Here is a 19,447-nt window from a genome sequence, read left to right as displayed (position 1 = left end):
GGTGATCCTTTCAGAAAACGGGTGTATGATGCGGCAGCCGGGAAATTCCCGGCTTTTTTGCGTCTGCATGTTTGATTCGGCAGGCGTGACAGGTTTTTCGAGGAAAGTGCCCGACGAGGCCGCTGGCAGGCCGTTCGTCACGTCGCTCTTGCGCGTGGTTTATGCAGGCGGCGGGCATTTTCTGCTTCACTCAAGGCTCGGCCGAGGGCTGGCCGCCCGGATCAAAGGGGAATGGCGTAATGGCAACGGTAGACCGCTGGCTGCTGCCAGATGGCATCGAAGAAGTACTGCCACCGGAAGCTGCGCGCATTGAAGTAGCGCGTCGCCAGGTGTTGGATCTGTTCCAGAGCTGGGGTTATGACTTTGTCGTAACCCCTCATATCGAGTACCTCGAATCCCTGCTGACCGGCGCAGGCCAGGATCTGGATCTGCGCACCTTCAAGGTTATCGATCCGCAGTCGGGTCGGCAGATGGGATTCCGTGCCGACATCACGCCGCAGGTGGCGCGCATCGACGCACACACCCTGCGTCGCGAAGGCCCGAACCGTCTGTGCTACGCCGGCAGCGTACTGCATGCGAAGCCCCGCGCCTTGTCGTCTTCCCGTAGCCCGATCCAGCTGGGCGCCGAGCTGTACGGCGACGCCAGCCCGAGCAGCGACGTGGAAGTCATCAGTTTGATGCTGGCCATGCTGCAACTGGCTGACGTCCCGGATGTGCACATGGACCTGGGCCACGTCGGTATCTACCGCGGCTTGGCCCGTGCGGCCGGTTTGTCCGGTGAAGTGGAGCAACAGTTGTTCGATGCCTTGCAGCGCAAAGCCATCGATGAAGTCATCGCGCTGACTGAAGGTGTGCCCGCCGATCTGGCCCGCATGCTACGCGCGCTGGTGAACTTGTGTGGCGGCCGTGAAGTGCTTATGGCTGCCCGTGAACAACTGGCGAGCGCGCCGGCGGCGGTCTTGGCGGCGTTGGATGATGTGTTGGCCATTGCCGAGCAGTTGTCGGCACGTTTCCCGCAGTTGCCGCTGTATTTCGATTTGGGCGAGCTGCGTGGTTATCACTACCACACGGGTGTGGTGTTCGCGGTGTTTGTTCCGGGAGTTGGCCAGGCCATCGCCCAAGGCGGTCGTTATGACGATATCGGCGCCGACTTCGGTCGCGCGCGTCCGGCCACCGGCTTCTCCACCGATTTGAAAACCCTGGTGACCCTGGGGCGTGCTGAGGTCGAGCTGCCGTCTGGTGGCATCTGGATGCCCGACAGTACGGACGCGGCACTCTGGCAGCAGGTCTGCCAGTTGCGCAGTGAGGGTCAGCGTGTCGTCCAGGCATTGCCTGGGCAGCCATTGGCCGCCGCCCGTGAAGCGGACTGCGACCGGCAATTGATTCTGCAGAACGGGCTTTGGCAAGTATCGCCACTGGCTTCTTGAGTTTTCCTGCCGGCCATCGCCGGCACCAAGTTTGCGCGAATGAGGACAAGTGTTATGGGTAAGAATGTCGTAGTCCTGGGCACCCAATGGGGTGATGAGGGCAAAGGCAAGATCGTTGATCTGCTGACCGAACATGCTGCCGCCGTAGTGCGCTACCAAGGTGGTCACAATGCTGGCCACACCCTGGTCATTGATGGCGAAAAAACCGTTTTGCACCTGATCCCGTCGGGCGTGCTGCGCGAAGGTGTGCAGTGCCTGATCGGTAACGGCGTGGTGGTTGCACCGGACGCCCTGCTGCGGGAAATCACCAAGCTGGAAGAGAAAGGCGTACCGGTGCGCGAGCGCCTGCGTATCAGCCCGTCCTGCCCGCTGATCCTGTCGTTCCACGTCGCGCTGGACCAGGCCCGTGAAAAGGCCCGCGGCGAGCTGAAGATCGGCACCACCGGTCGTGGCATCGGCCCGGCCTACGAAGACAAGGTTGCACGTCGTGGCTTGCGTGTGGGCGACCTGCTCAACATGCCGCGCTTTGAAGACAAGCTGCGTGAACTGGTGGATTACCACAACTTCATGCTGGTCGGTTACTACAAAGAGCCGGCCATCGAGTTCGACAAGACCCTGGCCGAGTGCAAGGAATACGCTGAGCTGCTCAAGCCGTTGATGCTGGACGTGACGGCTGAGTTGCACGACCTGCGTCGCGCCGGCAAGGACATCATGTTCGAAGGTGCCCAAGGCTCGTTGCTGGACATCGACCACGGCACCTACCCGTACGTGACCAGCTCCAACACCACAGCTGGCGGCGTTGCCACCGGTTCGGGCGTGGGCCCAATGTTCCTGGATTACATCCTGGGCATCACCAAGGCGTACACCACGCGAGTCGGTTCGGGTCCATTCCCGACTGAGCTGTTCGACGAAGTAGGCGCGCACCTGGCCAAACAAGGCCATGAGTTCGGTGCGACCACTGGCCGTGCTCGCCGTTGTGGCTGGTTCGACGCCGTTATCCTGCGTCGCGCTATCGATGTGAACAGCATCTCGGGCATCTGCCTGACCAAGCTGGACGTACTCGATGGTCTGGAAACCATCAACATCTGCACCGGCTACAAAGATGCAAACGGTAACGACGTTGCGCCGACTGACGCCGACAGCTACGTAGGCCTGCAGCCTGTGTACGAAGAAGTGCCGGGTTGGACCGAGTCCACCGTGGGCGCCAAGTCCCTGGAAGAGCTGCCCGCCAACGCCCGTGCCTACATCAAACGCGTTGAAGAACTGATCGGCGCACCGATTGACATTATTTCGACGGGCCCTGACCGCAACGAAACCATCGTTCTGCGTCACCCGTTCGCTTAATAAGCTGTTGATCTAAAACGCAAAGGGCTCCTTCGGGAGCCCTTTGTCGTTTCCAGGCAATAAACGGCACGACCCTTGCTGTATTTCCTTCTTTCGCGGTGCTATCAAATTAATGGCACCCGTGGTGGAGGGAATTTCCGATGTCTGCCGTTCTTTCATTGTTACAAAGCCGATTGCTGCGCCCGGTGTTCGTTACCCTGGGTATCGCCCTTTTGGTGCAAGTGCTGGTGGCCGTCGCGCTGACGCGGAGCACCGTCACGGCGTTGGAAGCCGATCTGGGCAGCCGCCTAGGCATCGACAGTCAAAAGCTGTCGAGCGAGCTGGCGCAAGCCGGGAAGGAAGTCACTTCCAGTCTCGACAGCCTGTCCTCCAGTACGCGTCAGCGCTTGACCAGCGGTTTGTCTTCGCGTTTGCAGGCAGAGCAGAAGCAACTGCGCGCAACCCTGGAAAAAGACCTGCAAGACTCCGCCAATGATATGGCGCAGCTGCTGGCTTCGGTGGCGCCGCGGGCCATGTGGGACAGCGATGTGCCGACTTTGTCCGAGTTTGCCCGGCGCGCTCAGCGCAATCCCAACGTGTTGTTCGTGGTCTACGACGACGCGGCCGGTGAGCATTTGACGCGTTACCTGAACCGCGAAAACCCAATCAACAAAGCGCTGTTGGAAAAAGGCCAGGGTGATCGTGCCTTGGACAAAGTGCTCAATGCGGCCAAGACCGACCCGTCGGTTTACTACGTTGAGGCGTCTATCAGTCCGAATGGCGTGGAGATCGGCAAGGTGCTGATGGGGGTGTCCACCGCTTCGGTGGAAGCCGACCTGCAGGCGTTGGATAAGCGTTTCGCCGCCCTGATCGCCAGCGGCGACCAACTGGTGGGCGATAGCCTCAAGGGCGCGGCGGCTGACAGCGCGGCCGCCATGGGCGCCAGGTTGCAGTCGGCGCAGGCCACTGCCACCCAGATGACGGCTAATACCACCAATGCCGTGCAGGAAGCGGCCGGTACGTTGCGCTGGCGCATCGGCATGGGCCTGGCGTTGGTGGGGCTGGGGGTTCTGCTGCTGATTGCAGTGGTGCTCGGGCGCCGCGTGGTCAATCGCCTGAAATTGCTGATTGCGGCCATGGATGATCTGGCGGCGGGCGAGGGTGACCTCACCAAGCGCGTGCAAATCAGCAGCAAAGACGAGATAGGCGACATGGCCTCGGCGGTTAATCGCTTTGTGGATAAGTTGCAACCGATCGTGCGTGAGGCGGGCGATGTGGCCCAGCGTACCGGGGTTGAGATCGGTGCGATGACCTTGCGTAATGCCGGTGCCGATGCGGCAGCCGGTTTGCAGCGTGATGAAGTGGCCGAAAGCCTGCGTGCCCTCTCGGAAATGGCCGACGAGGCTCAGGCCGAAAGCCAGGCCATGCAGGCGGCTTTGCAGCAGGTGGTGGATATCCGCCAGGCCACGGACCAAAACTCACGCACTTCGGCAGAAGTTGGCAGCTTGATAGAGGCGTTGGCAGGGCAGGTCGAGGCAGGCGCGCAGGTTATCGAGCGTCTGGCGCAACAGAGCGAGCAGATCGAGGTGGTGTTGACGGTGATTCATGGCATTGCCGAGCAGACCAACCTGCTGGCCCTTAACGCGGCCATCGAGGCTGCGCGTGCCGGCGAGACCGGGCGCGGCTTTGCGGTGGTGGCGGATGAGGTGCGCGCCTTGGCGAGCAAGACTCAAAGCTCCACTGGGGATATCCAGGCGCATATCGTGGCCTTGCAGCAAGGTGCCCGGGAGGCGGTGGAAACCATCGGCAAGGCCGGTCGCCAAGCCAATGAGGGTTTGCTGGTGCTGCGCGATAGCGTGCGCTTGCAGCAGACGGTGCAGGCGTCGGTGGAGCAGGTGCACGCCGCGATTGGCCTGGCCACTCGTGCCGCTGAACATCAGGCTAAAGGCGCCCAAGCCGTGCGTGGACGGGTCGAGGTGATCCATGCCCAGGCCGAGCGTGCCGCTCAGGCAGTGGTGGAAACCACCGCCAGCGGCAAGGTGTTGGATGGGTTGGCTGCACAGTTGAAGGCGAGTCTGGGGCAGTTCCGGGCTTAGCGTTGCCTGCCCTACAACCTGTGGGAGGGGGCTTGCCCCCGATGACGCTTTCAGCGACTCAAATACATCCGCGTCGTGAGCAAATAGACCGGCAGCCCCGACACCACGATCAACAGCGCCGCATAAGGCGCCGCCGCCGCGAATTCCACATTTGAGGTATGCGCCCACACGGCTGTCGCCAACGTGTTCAACCCGGTCGGGCTGAGCAGCAGCGTCGCGGTCAGCTCCTTCATGGCATCGAGAAATACCAGTGCGAACGCTGCGCCCAATGCCGGAAAGATGATCGGCAGGGTCACCCGGCAAAACGCGCTGAATGACGATGCCCCCAGCGTGCGCGCGGCCTCTTCCAATTGCGGTGCCGCCTTGTTCAGCGCGGTGCGGATCGGCGCCTGGGCCAGTGGCAGGAACAGCAGCGCATACGCGATCAGCAGCAACGCCGAAGTCTGGTACAGCACCGGCACATAGTGCAGGGCGAAGTACACCAGCGTCAGCGCAATCACCAGCCCTGGCAGGGCGTGCAGCAAGTAGGGCAAGCGTTCCGCCCAGATCGCCAATTGGCCCTTGTAGCGCACCACCAGCAGGCCGACCGGCACCGCGAGCACCAGGCACAGCGCCGCACCGCCCAGCGACAGGGCCAAGGAGGAGAGCAGCGCCTCGCTGATTTCAGCCAGCGGAAACGCCGCCGACGAACCCACCGCCAACCAATAGCCGAGCATCCCCAGGGGAATGCCGCTGCCAATGATCGCCAGCGCCAGGCAATACACCTGGCCCAGCGGCGCCCACTTGCCAAGTTTGACCGGCTCGGCATGGCGCGCGGCGCCTTGGCCGATACGCACATGTCGACCTTTGCCACGCACGCGCAGCTCCAGCCACAGCAGGGTCAGGCACATCACCAGCAGCACCGCCGAGAGCATCGCCGCATTGGCATTGCTGAATTCCAGTTCGAATTGCTGATAGATCGCGGTGGTAAACGTCTGTAGACCGATGATCGACAGCGCACCGAACTCCACCAGCATATGCAATGCAATCAACAGTGCCCCGGCCAGTAAGGATGGCCATAACAGCGGCAGCGTGACGCGCAGGAATATGCCCCAGCGATTCAGCCCCAGGGTGCGTGCCGATTCTTCCAGTGAGGGGTCGAGGTTACGCAACGTTGCCGCCACCGGCAGAAACACCAACGGGTATTTGGACAGGCTCATCACCAGAATCGCCCCGCCCAGCCCTTCGAAGTCGGCGCTCAGCGACACCCAGGTGAAACTGCTGACAAACGCCGGTACGGCAAATGGCAGGCACAGGATCACGCCCCAGATGCGCCGCCCGCGCAGGTTGCTGCGTTCCAGCAGCCACGCCAGGGATAGGCCGATCACACCGCAGGTCAGCGTCACACCGATCATCAGCGCCAAGGTGTTACGCAGCAATCCGAACACGTAAGGCCGCCACAGCAGATGCACCGCTTGCGCCCAGCCCGCCTCCCAGGCCTTCAGCCCCACATAGGCCAGTGGCAACAGGCTCAAGCCAACCAGCAATAGCACGGGAATCAGCAGCCAGATCGAAGGGCGCTTGCGTCGAGGGCTGAATCCCCCGCCCAGGGCGGGGATCGAGGGGTTCATCAGTTCAGGCCAACTTCACGTTCCAGCTCCAGGGCTTCTTCGGCGTTGCCCAGGTCGGCGGGGGTGACTTTCGGCGGTTGCAGTTCGTTGAACGGCTTAAGCCCGCGATTGGACTGCATACCTTTGCGCAATGGGTATTCCGCCGAGGTGTTGGTGATCACACGCTGGCCTTCTTCGCTGGCCATGAACGCCAGCAGTTGCTGCGCTTCCTTGGGATGCTTGCTCGACTTCAGCGCCGCAGCGGAGGACACGGTGATCAGGCCGCCGGCGTCGCCATCGGTGAAGTAATGCAGTTGGGAGTCGAGGTTGGTTTTTTCTTTCTTCAAGGCAAACCAGTAGTAGTTGTTCACCAGGACCGTGGCCACTTCGCCGTTTTCCACCGCCTTCAGTGCCACCATGTTGTTGCTGTACACCTTGCCGAACGCGCGTAGGCCGGTGAGCCATTCTTCGGCGGCTTCGCGGCCGTGCAGCTTGATGATTGCCACGGCTTGTTCCTGGAACGCGCCGCTGGTGGGGACGAAGCCGACTTTGCCTTGCCACTCGGGGCCGGCGAAATCCAGCACCGACTTGGGCAGGTCTTTCTCGGCGATCAGCTTGGGGTTGAACGCCACGACGCGGGTGCGTGCGGTTACGCCCATCCAGTTGCCTTTGCTGCCCACGTAGTCCTTGGGCAAGACGTCCAGAGTGCTGGCGTCGATCTTGGCCAGCAGGCCTTGCTCGCCGAGCTTGTTCAGCGGTGGGGATTCTTCGGTGTAGATCACGTCGGCGGGAGAGCGCTCGCCCTCTTCCACGACCTGGCTGGCCAGCTGGTTGCTGCTGCCTTTGCGCACATTGACGTGGATGCCGGTCTTGGCTTCGAAGGCTTTGGCGAGTTCGTCGCCGACTTCTTTGTGTTGGCCGTTGTACAGGGTCAGGGAGACCTTGTCGGCGGAATAGGCGGTGGGGGAGAGCAGAGTCAGGCCGAGTAGAGTGATGGTCAGGCCACGCAGAAGGGATGTCTTGGGACGGGTATCGCGGATCATCATCCGGGGTTTTCCTCACTTGAGTGCAACAAATCATTGCAAGGATAAACGATAAAACTTCTCAAGTGCGGGTGAGGGGACAATTGCGGGAAAAGTTTTCAAACCCCGGAAACGAAAAAACCCGCTTTCGCGGGTTTGATCTGAATATGGTGCCCAGGAGAAGACTCGAACTTCCACGACCGTAAGGTCACCAGCACCTGAAGCTGGCGTGTCTACCAATTTCACCACCTGGGCATTCTCAGCAGCGTTACCGCCGTTGATGGGGCGAACTATACGGTGGGCTTTTTGATCTGTAAACCCCTGATTCAAAAATATAAATCAAGTTTTTCGTTAAAAATCAAAGGCCTGTAACGCAAAAACCCGCTTTCGCGGGTTCTTGTGGAACTCAAGGTTAACCTCAAGTTTTGAAATGGTGCCCAGAAGAAGACTCGAACTTCCACGGCCTTGCGGCCACCAGCACCTGAAGCTGGCGTGTCTACCAATTTCACCATCTGGGCAGTATCTTCAACGTTGCCGTCGTCGATGGCGCGCACTATACGGAGCGCTTTTTGAGCTGTAAACCCCCGCCATGAAAAAAGCCTGGAAAATTTCGCCAGTGGTCGTGCAAGGTGCCCGACGAGGGCTTTAAAGGGCGTTTAAACGCTTGTTGATGCCTGAAATTTCCCGTTTCAATACGCGTATGCCAAACTAACCCGCATATAGACAAGGTGAAAACTCTCTAATGGCCGATTGGCAGTCCCTCGATCCCGAGGCCGCTCGTGAAGCGGAAAAATATGAAAACCCTATTCCTAGCCGCGAACTGATCCTGGCGCATCTCGCCGATCGGGGTTCGCCTGCTAGCCGCGAGCAGTTGGTTGAAGAATTCGGTCTGACCACCGAAGACCAGCTCGAAGCCCTGCGCCGCCGCCTGCGCGCCATGGAGCGCGACGCTCAACTGATCTACACCCGCCGTGGCACCTACGCACCTGTGGACAAGCTCGACCTGATCCTCGGTCGCATCGCTGGCCACCGTGACGGCTTCGGCTTCCTGATCCCGGACGACGGCAGCGATGACCTGTTCATGAGCCCTGCGCAAATGCGTCTGGTGTTCGACGGCGACCGTGCCTTGGCACGCGTTTCCGGCCTGGACCGTCGCGGTCGTCGCGAAGGTGTGATTGTCGAAGTGGTATCCCGTGGTCACGAAACCATTGTCGGCCGGTACTTCGAAGAGGGCGGTATTGGTTTTGTCGTTCCGGACAACCCCAAGGTGCAGCAGGAAGTGCTGATCACCCCAGGCCGCAACGCCAACGCCAAGGTCGGTCAGTTCGTTGAGGTGAAAATCACCCACTGGCCAACCCCGCGCTTCCAGCCTCAGGGCGATGTGATCGAAGTGGTCGGCAACTACATGGCGCCAGGCATGGAAATCGATGTCGCGCTGCGTACCTACGATATTCCTCACGTCTGGCCCGAGGCCGTAGTGAAGGAAGCACGCAAGCTCAAGCCGGAAGTCGAAGAGAAGGACAAAGAGAAGCGCATCGACCTGCGCCATCTGCCGTTCGTGACTATTGACGGCGAAGATGCCCGCGACTTCGACGACGCGGTCTACTGCGAAGCCAAGCCGGGCAAGCTGCGCTTGTTCTCCGGCGGCTGGAAGTTGTACGTGGCGATCGCCGACGTTTCCAGTTACGTGAAGATCGGCTCGGCCCTGGATAACGAGGCCCAGGTGCGCGGTAACTCGGTTTACTTCCCTGAGCGCGTGATTCCGATGCTGCCTGAGGAGTTGTCCAACGGCCTGTGCTCGCTGAATCCGAAAGTCGACCGTTTGGCCATGGTGTGCGAGATGACTATCTCGAAAACCGGCGAAATGACCGACTATCAGTTCTACGAAGCCGTGATCCATTCCCAGGCTCGCCTGACCTACAACAAGGTCAGCACTATCCTGGAAACGCCGAAATCCAGCGAAGCCAAGGCCCTGCGTACCGAGTACGCGGGTGTAGTGCCGCACCTCAAGCAGCTGTATGCGCTGTACAAGGTGCTGCTGGGCGCGCGTCATGTGCGTGGCGCCATCGACTTTGAAACCCAGGAAACCCGGATTATTTTCGGTTCCGAGCGCAAGATTGCGGCGATCACACCCACGACCCGCAATGATGCCCACAAGCTGATCGAAGAGTGCATGCTGGCGGCCAACGTGGCCACGGCTGAGTTCCTCAAGAAGCATGAAATCCCTGCGCTGTACCGTGTGCATGACGGCCCGCCGCCGGAGCGTCTGGAGAAACTACGCGCATTCCTCGGCGAGCTTGGCCTTTCCCTGCACAAAGGCAAGGAAGGCCCGACGCCGAAGGATTATCAGGCACTGCTGGCGAGCATTAAGGATCGTCCGGATTACCATGTGATCCAGACCGTGATGCTGCGCTCCCTGAGCCAGGCGGTGTACAGCGCCGACAACCAAGGCCACTTCGGCCTGAATTACGAGGCGTACACCCACTTCACTTCGCCGATCCGTCGTTATCCGGACCTGCTCACGCACCGCGCGATCCGCAGTGTGATCCATTCCAAGATGAACACCCCGCACGTCAAGCGCGCCGGTGCCATGACCATTCCGAAGGCGCGGATCTATCCGTACGACGAAGCGGCCCTGGAACAGTTGGGCGAGCAGTGCTCCATGAGCGAGCGCCGCGCCGACGAAGCCACGCGCGATGTGGTGAACTGGCTCAAGTGTGAGTTCATGAAAGACCGCGTGGGCGAGTCCTTCCCGGGCGTGATCACTGCCGTAACCGGTTTTGGTCTGTTCGTCGAGCTGACCGATATCTACGTCGAGGGTCTGGTGCACGTCACCGCCTTGCCGGGCGACTACTACCACTTCGATCCTGTGCATCACCGTCTGGCGGGCGAGCGCACCGGTCGCAGCTTCCGTTTGGGCGATACGGTGGAAGTGCAGGTCATGCGCGTCGATCTCGACGAGCGCAAGATCGACTTCGGTATGCCTGATAAACCGGTCGAACCGACTGGCCGTAAAAAACGTGGCGGCGATACCGCTGCCCCAGCCAGCAAGGGCAAAGGGGCGGCTGCCAAGACGGCCGAACCTGAGCCGGCTAAAGCCGCTCGCCGTTCGTCCGCCAAAGACAAGGCTCCTGATGCCTATCGCCCAAGCGACGCGGCGGCGAAAAACGCCGAGCTGCGCAAGAGTCGCGAGTTGAAGCAGCAGTTGCTCAACGAAGCCAAAAGTGGTGGTAAAGCGGCGTCTGGGGGAAAGTCCCACGGCGCGGAAAAACCGTCGAGCAAACCGAGTAAACATCGTAAAGGCCCGCCGAAAGCGGGTTCGGCTCCCGCGAAAAGCGGCGGGTCGCGCAAACCTAAGGCCAAGTCATGAGTCTGGAAAAAATCTACGGCGTACACGCCGTAGAAGCCCTGCTGCGTCACCATCCCAAGCGCGTCAAGCAGGTATGGCTGGCGGAAGGTCGCAGCGAGCCGCGCGTGCAGGCGCTGGTCGAGTTGGCCAATGAAAACCGTGTCGCCATCGGCCAGGCCGAGCGCCGTGAGATGGACGCCTGGGTCGAAGGCGTTCATCAGGGTGTGGTTGCTGATGTCAGCCCAAGCCAGGTGTGGGGTGAGGCCATGCTCGATGAGCTGCTCGACCGTACCGAAGGCTCGCCGCTGTTGCTGGTGCTGGACGGCGTGACCGATCCGCACAACCTCGGCGCCTGTCTGCGTTCAGCGGATGCTGCCGGCGCGCTGGCGGTGATTGTGCCTAAAGACAAGTCCGCCACCTTGACGCCGGTAGTACGTAAAGTCGCCTGCGGCGCGGCGGAAGTGATTCCGCTGGTGGCCGTGACCAACCTGGCGCGCACCCTGGAGAAACTCCAGCAACGCGGTTTGTGGGTCGTGGGCACGGCGGGCGAGGCCGAGGTCAGCATTTATGACCAGGACCTCACCGGCCCGACCATTCTGATCATGGGCGCCGAAGGCAAAGGCATGCGCCGCCTGACCCGCGAGCACTGCGATTACTTGGTGCATTTGCCGATGGCCGGTAGCGTCAGCAGTCTCAACGTTTCGGTCGCGACCGGCGTGTGCTTGTTTGAAGCCCAGCGTCAGCGTGGGGCCAAAAAGGCGGGCGCTTCGCGCAAGTCGTAAGCTCAAGCTGCAAGTTAACAGCGCGGTGGTTGACCACTTGTAGCTTGTAGCTTGCAGCTTCCCCCCTGCTCCTCTACTATTGCGCCCCTTGCCTTCCTGGCAGGCACCGATGTGCCTCCCTGCGGCAAGATCCATAAGTGTCATTCACTCCTTGTCTGACCGTTTTTGAGCGGCAGGCTACAACCCGTAAGGAGCATTCATGCGTCATTACGAAATCATCTTTTTGGTCCACCCGGATCAAAGCGAGCAAGTCGGCGGCATGGTTGAGCGTTACACCAAGCTGATCGAAGAAGACGGCGGCAAAATCCACCGTCTGGAAGATTGGGGCCGTCGTCAACTGGCCTACGCAATCAACAATGTTCACAAGGCTCACTACGTGATGCTGAACGTTGAGTGCACTGGCAAGGCCCTGGCCGAGCTGGAAGACAACTTCCGCTACAACGATGCAGTGATCCGTAACCTGGTCATCCGTCGCGAAGAAGCCGTTACCGGCCAATCCGAGATGCTCAAGGCTGAAGAAAACCGCAGTGAGCGCCGTGAGCGTCGCGACCGTCCTGAGCACGAAGGCGCTGATAGCGCTGACAGTGATGACAGCGACAACAGCGATAACGCTGACGAGTAATCCACGGACCTTTTAAGGAGCCTATCAAATGGCACGTTTCTTCCGTCGTCGTAAATTCTGCCGCTTCACCGCTGAAGACGTGAAAGAGATCGATTACAAAGATCTCAACACTCTGAAAGCCTACGTATCCGAGACCGGCAAAATCGTTCCAAGCCGTATCACCGGTACCAAAGCACGTTATCAGCGTCAGCTGGCCACCGCTATCAAGCGCGCCCGCTTCCTGGCCCTGCTGGCCTACACCGACAGCCACGGCCGCTGAGACCGGGCAGTCGACAAGTAGTAAGGGATTGAATGCATGCGCGCCTTAGCTGAGTTCATCATGCGCGGTCGTATGCAGGCCACTCTGGTAGTGGCTGGCTGTGCGGCGTTGCCGTTGCTTTATTGGTTGGGTGCTGCCGCGGGTTGCCTTGTGCTGCTGCGGCGCGGTTTGAAGGACGCCGTTGGCGTTCTTGCCCTGGGTTTGTTGCCGGCCTTGATCTGGTGGCTGCAAATGGGTGATCCACGGGTACTTCTGGTACTGCTGGGGTCATCGAGCCTTGCGTTGGTTTTGCGCGCAAGCGAGTCCTGGGTCCGCACGCTGCTGGTCAGCGTGGCATTGGGGTTGGTGTACTCAGTGATGCTTGGCGCGGCTTTCCGCCCGCAAATCGAGGCGCTGGCGCAGGAAATCGTCAAGATCCTGCCGCTGGCCCTCGGGGATCTCTACCAGCAATTGTCGGTAGATGAGCGAGCGCGGTTTGCGTCACTGATTGCCCCGGTCCTGACCGGCCTGATTGCGGCATTGTTGCAGGTCGTCAGCGTGCTGAGCCTGATTCTTGGGCGTTATTGGCAGGCGTTGTTGTACAACCCGGGTGGTTTTGGTCGCGAGTTTCGCAGTATCAGAATCCCCGCGGGACCGGCGATGTTGCTGCTGGCGTGCATGGTTGTCGGACCGAACTTCGGTCCACAGATGGCCTTGTTGGCGCCGATTTGCAGTGTACCGCTGGTGTTTGCCGGGCTGGCCCTGATCCATGGGCTCGCCGCGCAGAAGCGCCTGGCCAAGTTTTGGCTGGTGGGGTTGTACGTGACGCTGTTGCTGTTCATGCAGCTGATCTATCCGTTACTCGTGGTTCTGGCCATTGTCGACGGCCTGATTGATTTTCGCGGTCGTCTGGCGCCGAAAGACGCCGATAACGCGAACGGTGAAGGTTAAAAGTTAGAGGATTTTCACATGCAACTGATCCTTCTGGAAAAAGTCGCCAACCTGGGCAACCTGGGCGACAAAGTGAACGTTAAGGCCGGCTACGGTCGTAACTACCTGCTGCCATACGGCAAAGCCACCGCTGCAACCGCTGCCAACCTGGCTGCGTTTGAAGAGCGTCGCGCTGAGCTGGAAAAAGCCGCAGCAGACAAAAAAGCATCGGCCGAAACTCGCGCTGCCCAACTGGCTGAGCTGGAAGTGACTATCACTGCCACCGCCGGTGACGAAGGCAAGCTGTTCGGTTCGATCGGCACCCACGACATCGCTGATGCACTGACCGCCTCCGGTGTTGAAGTGCAGAAGAGCGAAGTTCGTCTGCCGAACGGCACCATCCGCAACGTAGGCGAATTCGACGTAGCCGTGCACCTGCACGCCGAAGTTGAAGCCACCGTACGCGTTGTTGTGGTAGCTGCTTAAGGCTGTACCTAACTGACTGGCACCTCGCGTGTCAGCCAGTTAACATCGGGCACGATCCTGTTTACAGGTCGTGCCTTTTGTTTTTCTACACACCCCAAATTCCAAGTGGCCATGAACGATATTTCCGCTCCTGAGCAATACGATCTGCAAACCGCTGCCCTGAAGGTGCCGCCGCATTCCATCGAGGCCGAACAGGCCGTGCTCGGTGGCTTGATGCTGGACAACAACGCCTGGGAACGCGTGCTGGATCAAGTCTCGGACGGGGACTTCTATCGTCATGACCATCGCCTGATTTTCCGCGCCATCGCCAAGCTGGCCGACCAGAACTCCCCGATCGACGTGGTGACCCTGGCCGAGCAACTCGATAAAGAAGGCCAGACCTCCCAGGTCGGCGGCCTTGGTTACCTGGGCGAGTTGGCGAAAAACACGCCGTCCGTCGCCAACATCAAGGCCTATGCCCAGATCGTGCGTCAGCGCGCCACGCTGCGTCAGTTGATCGGCATCAGCACTGAAATCGCCGACAGTGCCTTCAACCCCGAAGGCCGCACCGCTGAAGAAATCCTCGATGAAGCCGAGCGCCAGATCTTCCAGATCGCCGAAGCCCGGCCGAAAACCGGCGGCCCGGTAGGCGTCAACGAGCTGTTAACCAAGGCCATTGACCGGATCGACACCTTGTTCAACACCGACGCCGCCATCACCGGCATTTCCACCGGCTACACCGACCTCGACGAGAAGACCAGCGGCCTGCAACCGGCCGACTTGATCATCGTGGCCGGCCGTCCGTCGATGGGTAAAACCACCTTCGCGATGAACCTGGTGGAAAACGCCGTGTTGCGCAGCGACAAGACCGTTCTGGTGTACTCCCTAGAGATGCCAGGCGAATCGCTGATCATGCGTATGCTGTCGTCCCTGGGCCGCATCGACCAGACCAAAGTGCGTTCCGGTCAGTTGGAAGACGACGACTGGCCGCGCCTGACCTCGGCGGTCAACCTGCTCAACGACCGCAAGTTGTTTATTGATGACACGGCGGGCATCAGCCCTTCGGAGATGCGTGCGCGTACCCGTCGTTTGGTGCGTGAGCACGGCGACATCGCCTTGATCATGATCGACTACCTGCAGCTGATGCAGATCCCGGGCTCCAGCGGCGATAACCGCACCAACGAAATTTCCGAGATCTCCCGTTCCTTGAAAGCCTTGGCCAAGGAATTCAACTGCCCGGTGGTGGCACTGTCCCAGCTCAACCGTTCCTTGGAACAGCGCCCCAATAAACGCCCGGTGAACTCCGACTTGCGGGAATCGGGTGCGATCGAGCAGGACGCCGACGTGATCATGTTCGTATACCGCGACGAGGTGTATCACCCGGAGACCGAGCATAAAGGCATCGCCGAGATCATCATCGGCAAGCAGCGGAACGGGCCGATCGGCTTTATCCGCCTGGCGTTTATCGGTAAGTACACGCGCTTCGAAAACCTGGCGCCGGGCAGCTACAACTTCGACGACGACGAATAAAGCCTTCTGCTCAATTCCGACCATTACCGTCGGAATTGGTCATATTTTGTGCTATATTCCGCGCCCGCGATTTTTCATCTCAACACCGGTCACCGTCATGCAAACAGCCAAGCCGTTATTTGACTATCCCAAGTACTGGGCCGAATGTTTCGGCCCTGCGCCATTCCTGCCGATGAGCAGGGAGGAGATGGATCAGCTTGGCTGGGATTCCTGCGACATCATCATCGTCACCGGTGATGCGTACGTTGACCATCCGTCGTTCGGCATGGCGATCATCGGCCGGCTGCTGGAGTCCCAGGGCTTCCGCGTCGGGATCATTGCCCAACCGAACTGGCAGTCCAAAGACGACTTCATGAAGCTCGGCGAGCCGAACCTGTTCTTCGGCGTCGCGGCCGGCAACATGGACTCCATGATCAACCGTTACACCGCCGACAAGAAAATCCGCTCCGACGACGCCTACACCCCTGGCGGCATGGCCGGCAAACGCCCGGACCGCGCCAGCCTGGTGTACAGCCAGCGTTGCAAGGAAGCCTACAAGAATGTGCCGATCGTGCTTGGCGGCATCGAAGCTTCCCTACGCCGCATCGCCCACTACGACTACTGGCAGGATCGCGTGCGCAACTCGATCCTGATCGACGCCACCGCCGATATCCTGCTGTACGGTAACGCCGAGCGGGCCATCGTCGAGGTGGCCCAGCGCCTGTCCTGGGGCCACAAGATCGAAGACATCACCGATGTGCGCGGCACCGCGTTTATCCGCCGTGACACCCCGGCGGGCTGGTACGAAGTGGACTCCACCCGCATCGACCGTCCGGGCAAGATCGACAAGATCATCAACCCGTATGTGAACACCCAGGACACCCAGGCCTGCGCCATCGAGCAGGAGAAAGGCCCGGTCGAAGACCCGGAAGAAGCCAAGGTCGTGCAGATCCTCGCCAGCCCCAAGATGACCCGCGACAAAACCGTGATCCGCCTGCCGTCGGTGGAAAAAGTGCGCAATGACGCGGTGCTCTATGCCCACGCCAACCGCGTGCTGCACCTGGAAACCAACCCGGGCAACGCCCGCGCCCTGGTGCAAAAGCACGGTGAAGTGGACGTGTGGTTCAACCCGCCGCCCATCCCGATGACCACCGAAGAAATGGACTACGTGTTCGGCATGCCTTACGCACGCGTCCCGCACCCGGCGTACCGCAAGGAGAAAATCCCCGCCTACGACATGATCCGCTTCTCGGTGAACATCATGCGTGGCTGCTTCGGTGGTTGCACCTTCTGCTCGATCACCGAGCACGAAGGCCGCATCATCCAGAACCGTTCCGAAGAGTCGATCATTCGCGAGATCGAAGAGATCCGCGACAAAGTCCCAGGCTTCACCGGGGTGATCTCCGACCTCGGCGGCCCGACCGCGAACATGTACCGCATCGCCTGCAAGAGCCCGGAAATCGAATCCGCGTGCCGCAAGCCATCGTGCGTGTTCCCTGGCATCTGCCCGAACCTGAACACCGACCATTCGTCGCTGATTCAGCTGTACCGCAGCGCCCGTGCATTGCCGGGAGTGAAGAAGATCCTGATCGCCTCCGGTCTGCGCTACGACCTCGCCGTGGAGTCGCCGGAGTACGTGAAAGAGTTGGTGACTCACCACGTTGGTGGTTACCTGAAGATCGCCCCGGAACATACCGAGGAAGGTCCGCTCAACCAGATGATGAAACCGGGCATCGGCAGCTATGACAAGTTCAAGCGCATGTTCGAGAAGTACACCAAGGAAGCGGGCAAGGAACAGTACCTGATCCCGTACTTCATCGCCGCTCACCCCGGTACCACCGATGAAGACATGATGAACCTGGCGCTGTGGCTCAAGGGCAACGGTTTCCGCGCCGACCAGGTGCAGGCGTTCTACCCGTCGCCGATGGCCACCGCCACCGCGATGTATCACTCGGGCAAGAACCCGCTGCGCAAGGTCACTTACAAGAGTGACGCAGTAACTATCGTCAAGAGCGAGGAGCAGCGCCGTCTGCACAAGGCTTTCCTGCGCTACCACGACCCGAAAGGCTGGCCGATGCTGCGCGAAGCGCTGACCCGCATGGGCCGCGCCGACCTGATCGGGCCGGGCAAGGACCAACTGATCCCGCTGCATCAGCCGAGCACCGACAGCTACCAGAGCGCCCGTCGCAAGAACTCGACGCCGGCCGGTAGCCACAAGGTCGCCAAGCAGACCACCACCAAGATCCTCACCCAGCACACCGGCCTGCCACCCCGTGGCAGCGACGGCAGCAACCCGTGGGACAAGCGTGAACAAGCCAAGGCCGCAGCCCAGGCGCGTAACAAGCAGGCGGCTAAGGAGCGTAGCGATGCGGCCAAGGGCAAGGGTAGCAAGCCAGCCCGTAAGCCGGTGGTGCCGCGTTGATCGTCGCTTGAAAATGCAAAACGCCAGCCTTGTGCTGGCGTTTTGCTTTCTGGTCGGGGGTGAGGCTATTTGGTAAGGTGGCGCCCATTGAAGCGCTATCGGGGGCAAGCCCTCTCCCACGCTTGACCGCATTCACGCTCCAATTGTGGGAGGGGGCTTGCCCCCGATAGCGTCAGTCCAGTCTCCACCCTTCAAGGAAGAACTCCTCATGGGCAACCCTCTGGCCGGCATCGGTATGGACTCCAACCGCTCCCAGTTCATGGCGCGCCAGCGCATCGAAAGTCAGATCAATTTGCCGCGCTTATTCGCCGCCATTGACGCCGACCCCGGCATCGTCGGCGCAGGCGTGGTGTATATCGACGCCGACTTCAACGTCGTCACCCTGCGCGAATTCAAGCCCATTTGCAGTATCAAGCCCAAGCGCATCATTTTGCGTGAAGCGCAGAAGTACATTTCGCCTGCCCAGTTTGTGGAGCAGGTGAAGACCGACCCCCGTGAAGGTCGCCTGCAGAAGGAGGCGTTTGATATGGGGCTTTCCTGCGGCGCGGCGGTGATTGGCTGGATTGTGGTGTTCAGCGGCAGTGTCGCTGTACCGTTCACCGCCGGCGCCAGTGCTTTTGTGGTTGGCATTGGCGTCACGGCGGCATTGGCCAGCAGCGCGCAATGCGGTTTTGGCGTGGCGCGTACTTACAACGAAGTGCTTGACCCTGAAGCCAACGACCGCATGGACGACGCGGAATGGTATGGCGCCGTTTCCCCAGTTCTCGATGCCGCCTCGCTGGTGGGCATCGGCACGGGCGCCTTGACCACGTTCCGGCTGCTCAAGGCCAAAAAAGCTGCCGCATTAGGCAAGAGTTGGTACGAGTTGCTCAAAGGTCTGACGCGCCAGGAGCGTAAGAAGTTGACCAAGGAGTTGCTCAGCCTGAGAGACCCGAGCCTGACCCCCAAATTGATCAAATTGCAGCAGCGTGCCGGCAAACTGACCAAGAGCTACAGCTCGACGCAAATCCGTCATGCCACGCTGACGCAAATCAAGGATGCATTGGGGGGCCTGTTGGGGATCTGGGGCAGCTATCGAACCGGCCATGTGGGCACGGCTGAAACCATTGCGATCGGTCTGTTCGAGGATTTGACGGAATGAAGGGCTTTCCCGACATGGGCAGCTTCCTGGCGCGCTATTTTCCCGTATTCATGGGTACCGTGTTCATGGCGATCTTTTCTGGCTCGGCCGCAGTGTCCATGGCGGGCGTGACGTACCTGCGCGGAGTTGATCCCGCGCTCAAGTCCAGCTATTCAGGGGCTGCGATCCTGGTATTGGTGGCGGTGCTAGTGTTTGGCAACGTGATGATCGCTCGAGGCTATCCCTGGGCGACCAGGCTGGTGGCAGGCTACCTGGTGTGCTGCCTGTTGTTCGTCGTGCCGATGATTCAATACGACCTTCACTTGCTGGTATACGGCTCGGCGTTGTTGTTTCCGTTGCTGGGGTTGCTATTGCTCAACAGCAAGCGCCACCGCGAAATGCGCCACAGACTCCTCGAAATACGTCGTCTGCGCCATGCCGTCGTTGCGCAGCGAAAAGCCCGTTGATTGGCTGGATTTGCTCTTCATTCGCCTACTCGCGTCACAAATAGGTGCAACGCTTGCACTATTGCCCTCTACGAAGGCGCCGTTTT

At 60.3% G+C, this 19,447-nt stretch carries 15 protein-coding genes, 2 tRNA genes and 1 pseudogene; 14 read left to right on the top strand and 4 right to left on the bottom strand.

The genetic code is table 11. The features are described 5' to 3' along the window. The first annotated feature begins 239 nt into the window (after nt 1-239). The 4 genes and pseudogenes from ACFZPT_RS10045 (at nt 240) to ACFZPT_RS10030 (ending at nt 4,846) form a co-directional block, all read left to right on the top strand. Nucleotides 240-1,427: an ATP phosphoribosyltransferase regulatory subunit gene (locus ACFZPT_RS10045; RefSeq protein ID WP_034095608.1), complete on the top strand. Its 1,188-nt coding sequence runs from the start codon at nt 240-242 to the stop codon at nt 1,425-1,427. 54 nt (nt 1,428-1,481) lie between these two features. Continuing rightward, the gene (locus ACFZPT_RS10040) at nt 1,482-2,771 is read left to right on the top strand and encodes an adenylosuccinate synthase (RefSeq protein ID WP_034095609.1); all 1,290 of its coding nucleotides are present in this window, start codon (nt 1,482-1,484) and stop codon (nt 2,769-2,771) included. A 140-nt stretch (nt 2,772-2,911) separates the two neighbouring features. Then, nucleotides 2,912-3,940: pseudogene (locus ACFZPT_RS10035) on the top strand (methyl-accepting chemotaxis protein); the annotation flags it as partial. A gap of 21 nt (nt 3,941-3,961) precedes the next feature. After that, the gene (locus ACFZPT_RS10030) at nt 3,962-4,846 is read left to right on the top strand and encodes a methyl-accepting chemotaxis protein (RefSeq protein WP_371263975.1); all 885 of its coding nucleotides are present in this window, start codon (nt 3,962-3,964) and stop codon (nt 4,844-4,846) included. 50 nt (nt 4,847-4,896) lie between these two features. Here the strand turns inward: ACFZPT_RS10030 and ACFZPT_RS10025 are convergent, their stop codons facing one another. From ACFZPT_RS10025 to ACFZPT_RS10010, 4 genes are all read right to left on the bottom strand, one after another. Further along, entirely contained in the window at nt 4,897-6,456 is a 1,560-nt protein-coding gene (locus ACFZPT_RS10025) for an iron ABC transporter permease (protein WP_099313060.1), read from the bottom strand. Beyond that, complete coding sequence (locus ACFZPT_RS10020) at nt 6,456-7,481, bottom strand: extracellular solute-binding protein (RefSeq protein ID WP_040265895.1); 1,026 nt, start codon at nt 7,479-7,481, stop codon at nt 6,456-6,458. Before ACFZPT_RS10020 ends, ACFZPT_RS10025 begins: the two co-directional genes overlap by 1 nt. Nucleotides 7,482-7,625: 144 nt before the next feature. Further along, nucleotides 7,626-7,712, bottom strand: a tRNA-Leu gene (locus ACFZPT_RS10015). Nucleotides 7,713-7,888: 176 nt separating this feature from the next. After that, nucleotides 7,889-7,975: transfer RNA gene (locus ACFZPT_RS10010), tRNA-Leu, on the bottom strand. 224 nt (nt 7,976-8,199) lie between these two features. Here ACFZPT_RS10010 and rnr point away from each other — a divergent pair. The 10 genes from rnr (at nt 8,200) to ACFZPT_RS09960 (ending at nt 19,361) form a co-directional block, all read left to right on the top strand. Beyond that, entirely contained in the window at nt 8,200-10,827 is a 2,628-nt protein-coding gene (rnr, locus tag ACFZPT_RS10005) for a ribonuclease R (RefSeq protein ID WP_047881403.1), read from the top strand. Beyond that, nucleotides 10,824-11,588 (top strand): 23S rRNA (guanosine(2251)-2'-O)-methyltransferase RlmB, encoded by a 765-nt coding sequence (gene rlmB / locus ACFZPT_RS10000; RefSeq protein WP_034095614.1) that lies wholly within the window; start codon nt 10,824-10,826, stop codon nt 11,586-11,588. Before rnr ends, rlmB begins: the two co-directional genes overlap by 4 nt. Before the next feature lie 199 nt (nt 11,589-11,787). After that, a complete protein-coding gene (rpsF, locus tag ACFZPT_RS09995; protein ID WP_003236224.1) occupies nt 11,788-12,210 on the top strand; it encodes a 30S ribosomal protein S6 in 423 nt (140 codons plus the stop codon). Between the two features lie 28 nt (nt 12,211-12,238). Then, the gene (gene rpsR / locus ACFZPT_RS09990) at nt 12,239-12,469 is read left to right on the top strand and encodes a 30S ribosomal protein S18 (protein WP_002551829.1); all 231 of its coding nucleotides are present in this window, start codon (nt 12,239-12,241) and stop codon (nt 12,467-12,469) included. Nucleotides 12,470-12,505: 36 nt separating this feature from the next. Then, entirely contained in the window at nt 12,506-13,399 is an 894-nt protein-coding gene (locus ACFZPT_RS09985; protein ID WP_034095615.1) for a hypothetical protein, read from the top strand. 18 nt (nt 13,400-13,417) lie between these two features. After that, a complete protein-coding gene (gene rplI / locus ACFZPT_RS09980; RefSeq protein WP_003171376.1) occupies nt 13,418-13,864 on the top strand; it encodes a 50S ribosomal protein L9 in 447 nt (148 codons plus the stop codon). Nucleotides 13,865-13,975: 111 nt separating this feature from the next. Beyond that, entirely contained in the window at nt 13,976-15,373 is a 1,398-nt protein-coding gene (gene dnaB, locus ACFZPT_RS09975; protein WP_034095616.1) for a replicative DNA helicase, read from the top strand. Between the two features lie 97 nt (nt 15,374-15,470). Further along, entirely contained in the window at nt 15,471-17,774 is a 2,304-nt protein-coding gene (locus ACFZPT_RS09970) for a YgiQ family radical SAM protein (RefSeq protein WP_379555242.1), read from the top strand. A gap of 208 nt (nt 17,775-17,982) precedes the next feature. Then, a complete protein-coding gene (locus ACFZPT_RS09965; protein ID WP_034095618.1) occupies nt 17,983-18,915 on the top strand; it encodes a hypothetical protein in 933 nt (310 codons plus the stop codon). Next, the gene (locus ACFZPT_RS09960; RefSeq protein WP_034111530.1) at nt 18,912-19,361 is read left to right on the top strand and encodes a hypothetical protein; all 450 of its coding nucleotides are present in this window, start codon (nt 18,912-18,914) and stop codon (nt 19,359-19,361) included. The genes ACFZPT_RS09965 and ACFZPT_RS09960 overlap by 4 nt, the downstream gene beginning before the upstream one ends. Nucleotides 19,362-19,447 lie beyond the last annotated feature (86 nt).

The organism is Pseudomonas sp. MD330_10, from assembly GCF_042610415.1.
In the GTDB taxonomy this organism is placed as follows: Bacteria; Pseudomonadota; Gammaproteobacteria; order Pseudomonadales; family Pseudomonadaceae; genus Aquipseudomonas; species Aquipseudomonas rhodesiae.
Note: the sequence above shows the minus strand (reverse complement) of the source record. Positions and strands in the feature narration are given on the sequence as shown.

What these genes read in the sequence shown, in the direction of transcription:
- ACFZPT_RS10045 (WP_034095608.1), top strand. Translation starts at nt 240, where the DNA reads ATGGCAACGGTAGACCGCTGGCTGCTGCCAGATGGCATCGAAGAAGTA.
- ACFZPT_RS10040 (WP_034095609.1), top strand. Translation starts at nt 1,482, where the DNA reads ATGGGTAAGAATGTCGTAGTCCTGGGCACCCAATGGGGTGATGAGGGC.
- ACFZPT_RS10030 (WP_371263975.1), top strand. Translation starts at nt 3,962, where the DNA reads ATGGCCTCGGCGGTTAATCGCTTTGTGGATAAGTTGCAACCGATCGTG.
- ACFZPT_RS10025 (WP_099313060.1), bottom strand. Translation starts at nt 6,456, where the DNA reads ATGAACCCCTCGATCCCCGCCCTGGGCGGGGGATTCAGCCCTCGACGC.
- ACFZPT_RS10020 (WP_040265895.1), bottom strand. Translation starts at nt 7,481, where the DNA reads ATGATGATCCGCGATACCCGTCCCAAGACATCCCTTCTGCGTGGCCTG.
- rnr (WP_047881403.1), top strand. Translation starts at nt 8,200, where the DNA reads ATGGCCGATTGGCAGTCCCTCGATCCCGAGGCCGCTCGTGAAGCGGAA.
- rlmB (WP_034095614.1), top strand. Translation starts at nt 10,824, where the DNA reads ATGAGTCTGGAAAAAATCTACGGCGTACACGCCGTAGAAGCCCTGCTG.
- rpsF (WP_003236224.1), top strand. Translation starts at nt 11,788, where the DNA reads ATGCGTCATTACGAAATCATCTTTTTGGTCCACCCGGATCAAAGCGAG.
- rpsR (WP_002551829.1), top strand. Translation starts at nt 12,239, where the DNA reads ATGGCACGTTTCTTCCGTCGTCGTAAATTCTGCCGCTTCACCGCTGAA.
- ACFZPT_RS09985 (WP_034095615.1), top strand. Translation starts at nt 12,506, where the DNA reads ATGCGCGCCTTAGCTGAGTTCATCATGCGCGGTCGTATGCAGGCCACT.
- rplI (WP_003171376.1), top strand. Translation starts at nt 13,418, where the DNA reads ATGCAACTGATCCTTCTGGAAAAAGTCGCCAACCTGGGCAACCTGGGC.
- dnaB (WP_034095616.1), top strand. Translation starts at nt 13,976, where the DNA reads ATGAACGATATTTCCGCTCCTGAGCAATACGATCTGCAAACCGCTGCC.
- ACFZPT_RS09970 (WP_379555242.1), top strand. Translation starts at nt 15,471, where the DNA reads ATGCAAACAGCCAAGCCGTTATTTGACTATCCCAAGTACTGGGCCGAA.
- ACFZPT_RS09965 (WP_034095618.1), top strand. Translation starts at nt 17,983, where the DNA reads ATGGGCAACCCTCTGGCCGGCATCGGTATGGACTCCAACCGCTCCCAG.
- ACFZPT_RS09960 (WP_034111530.1), top strand. Translation starts at nt 18,912, where the DNA reads ATGAAGGGCTTTCCCGACATGGGCAGCTTCCTGGCGCGCTATTTTCCC.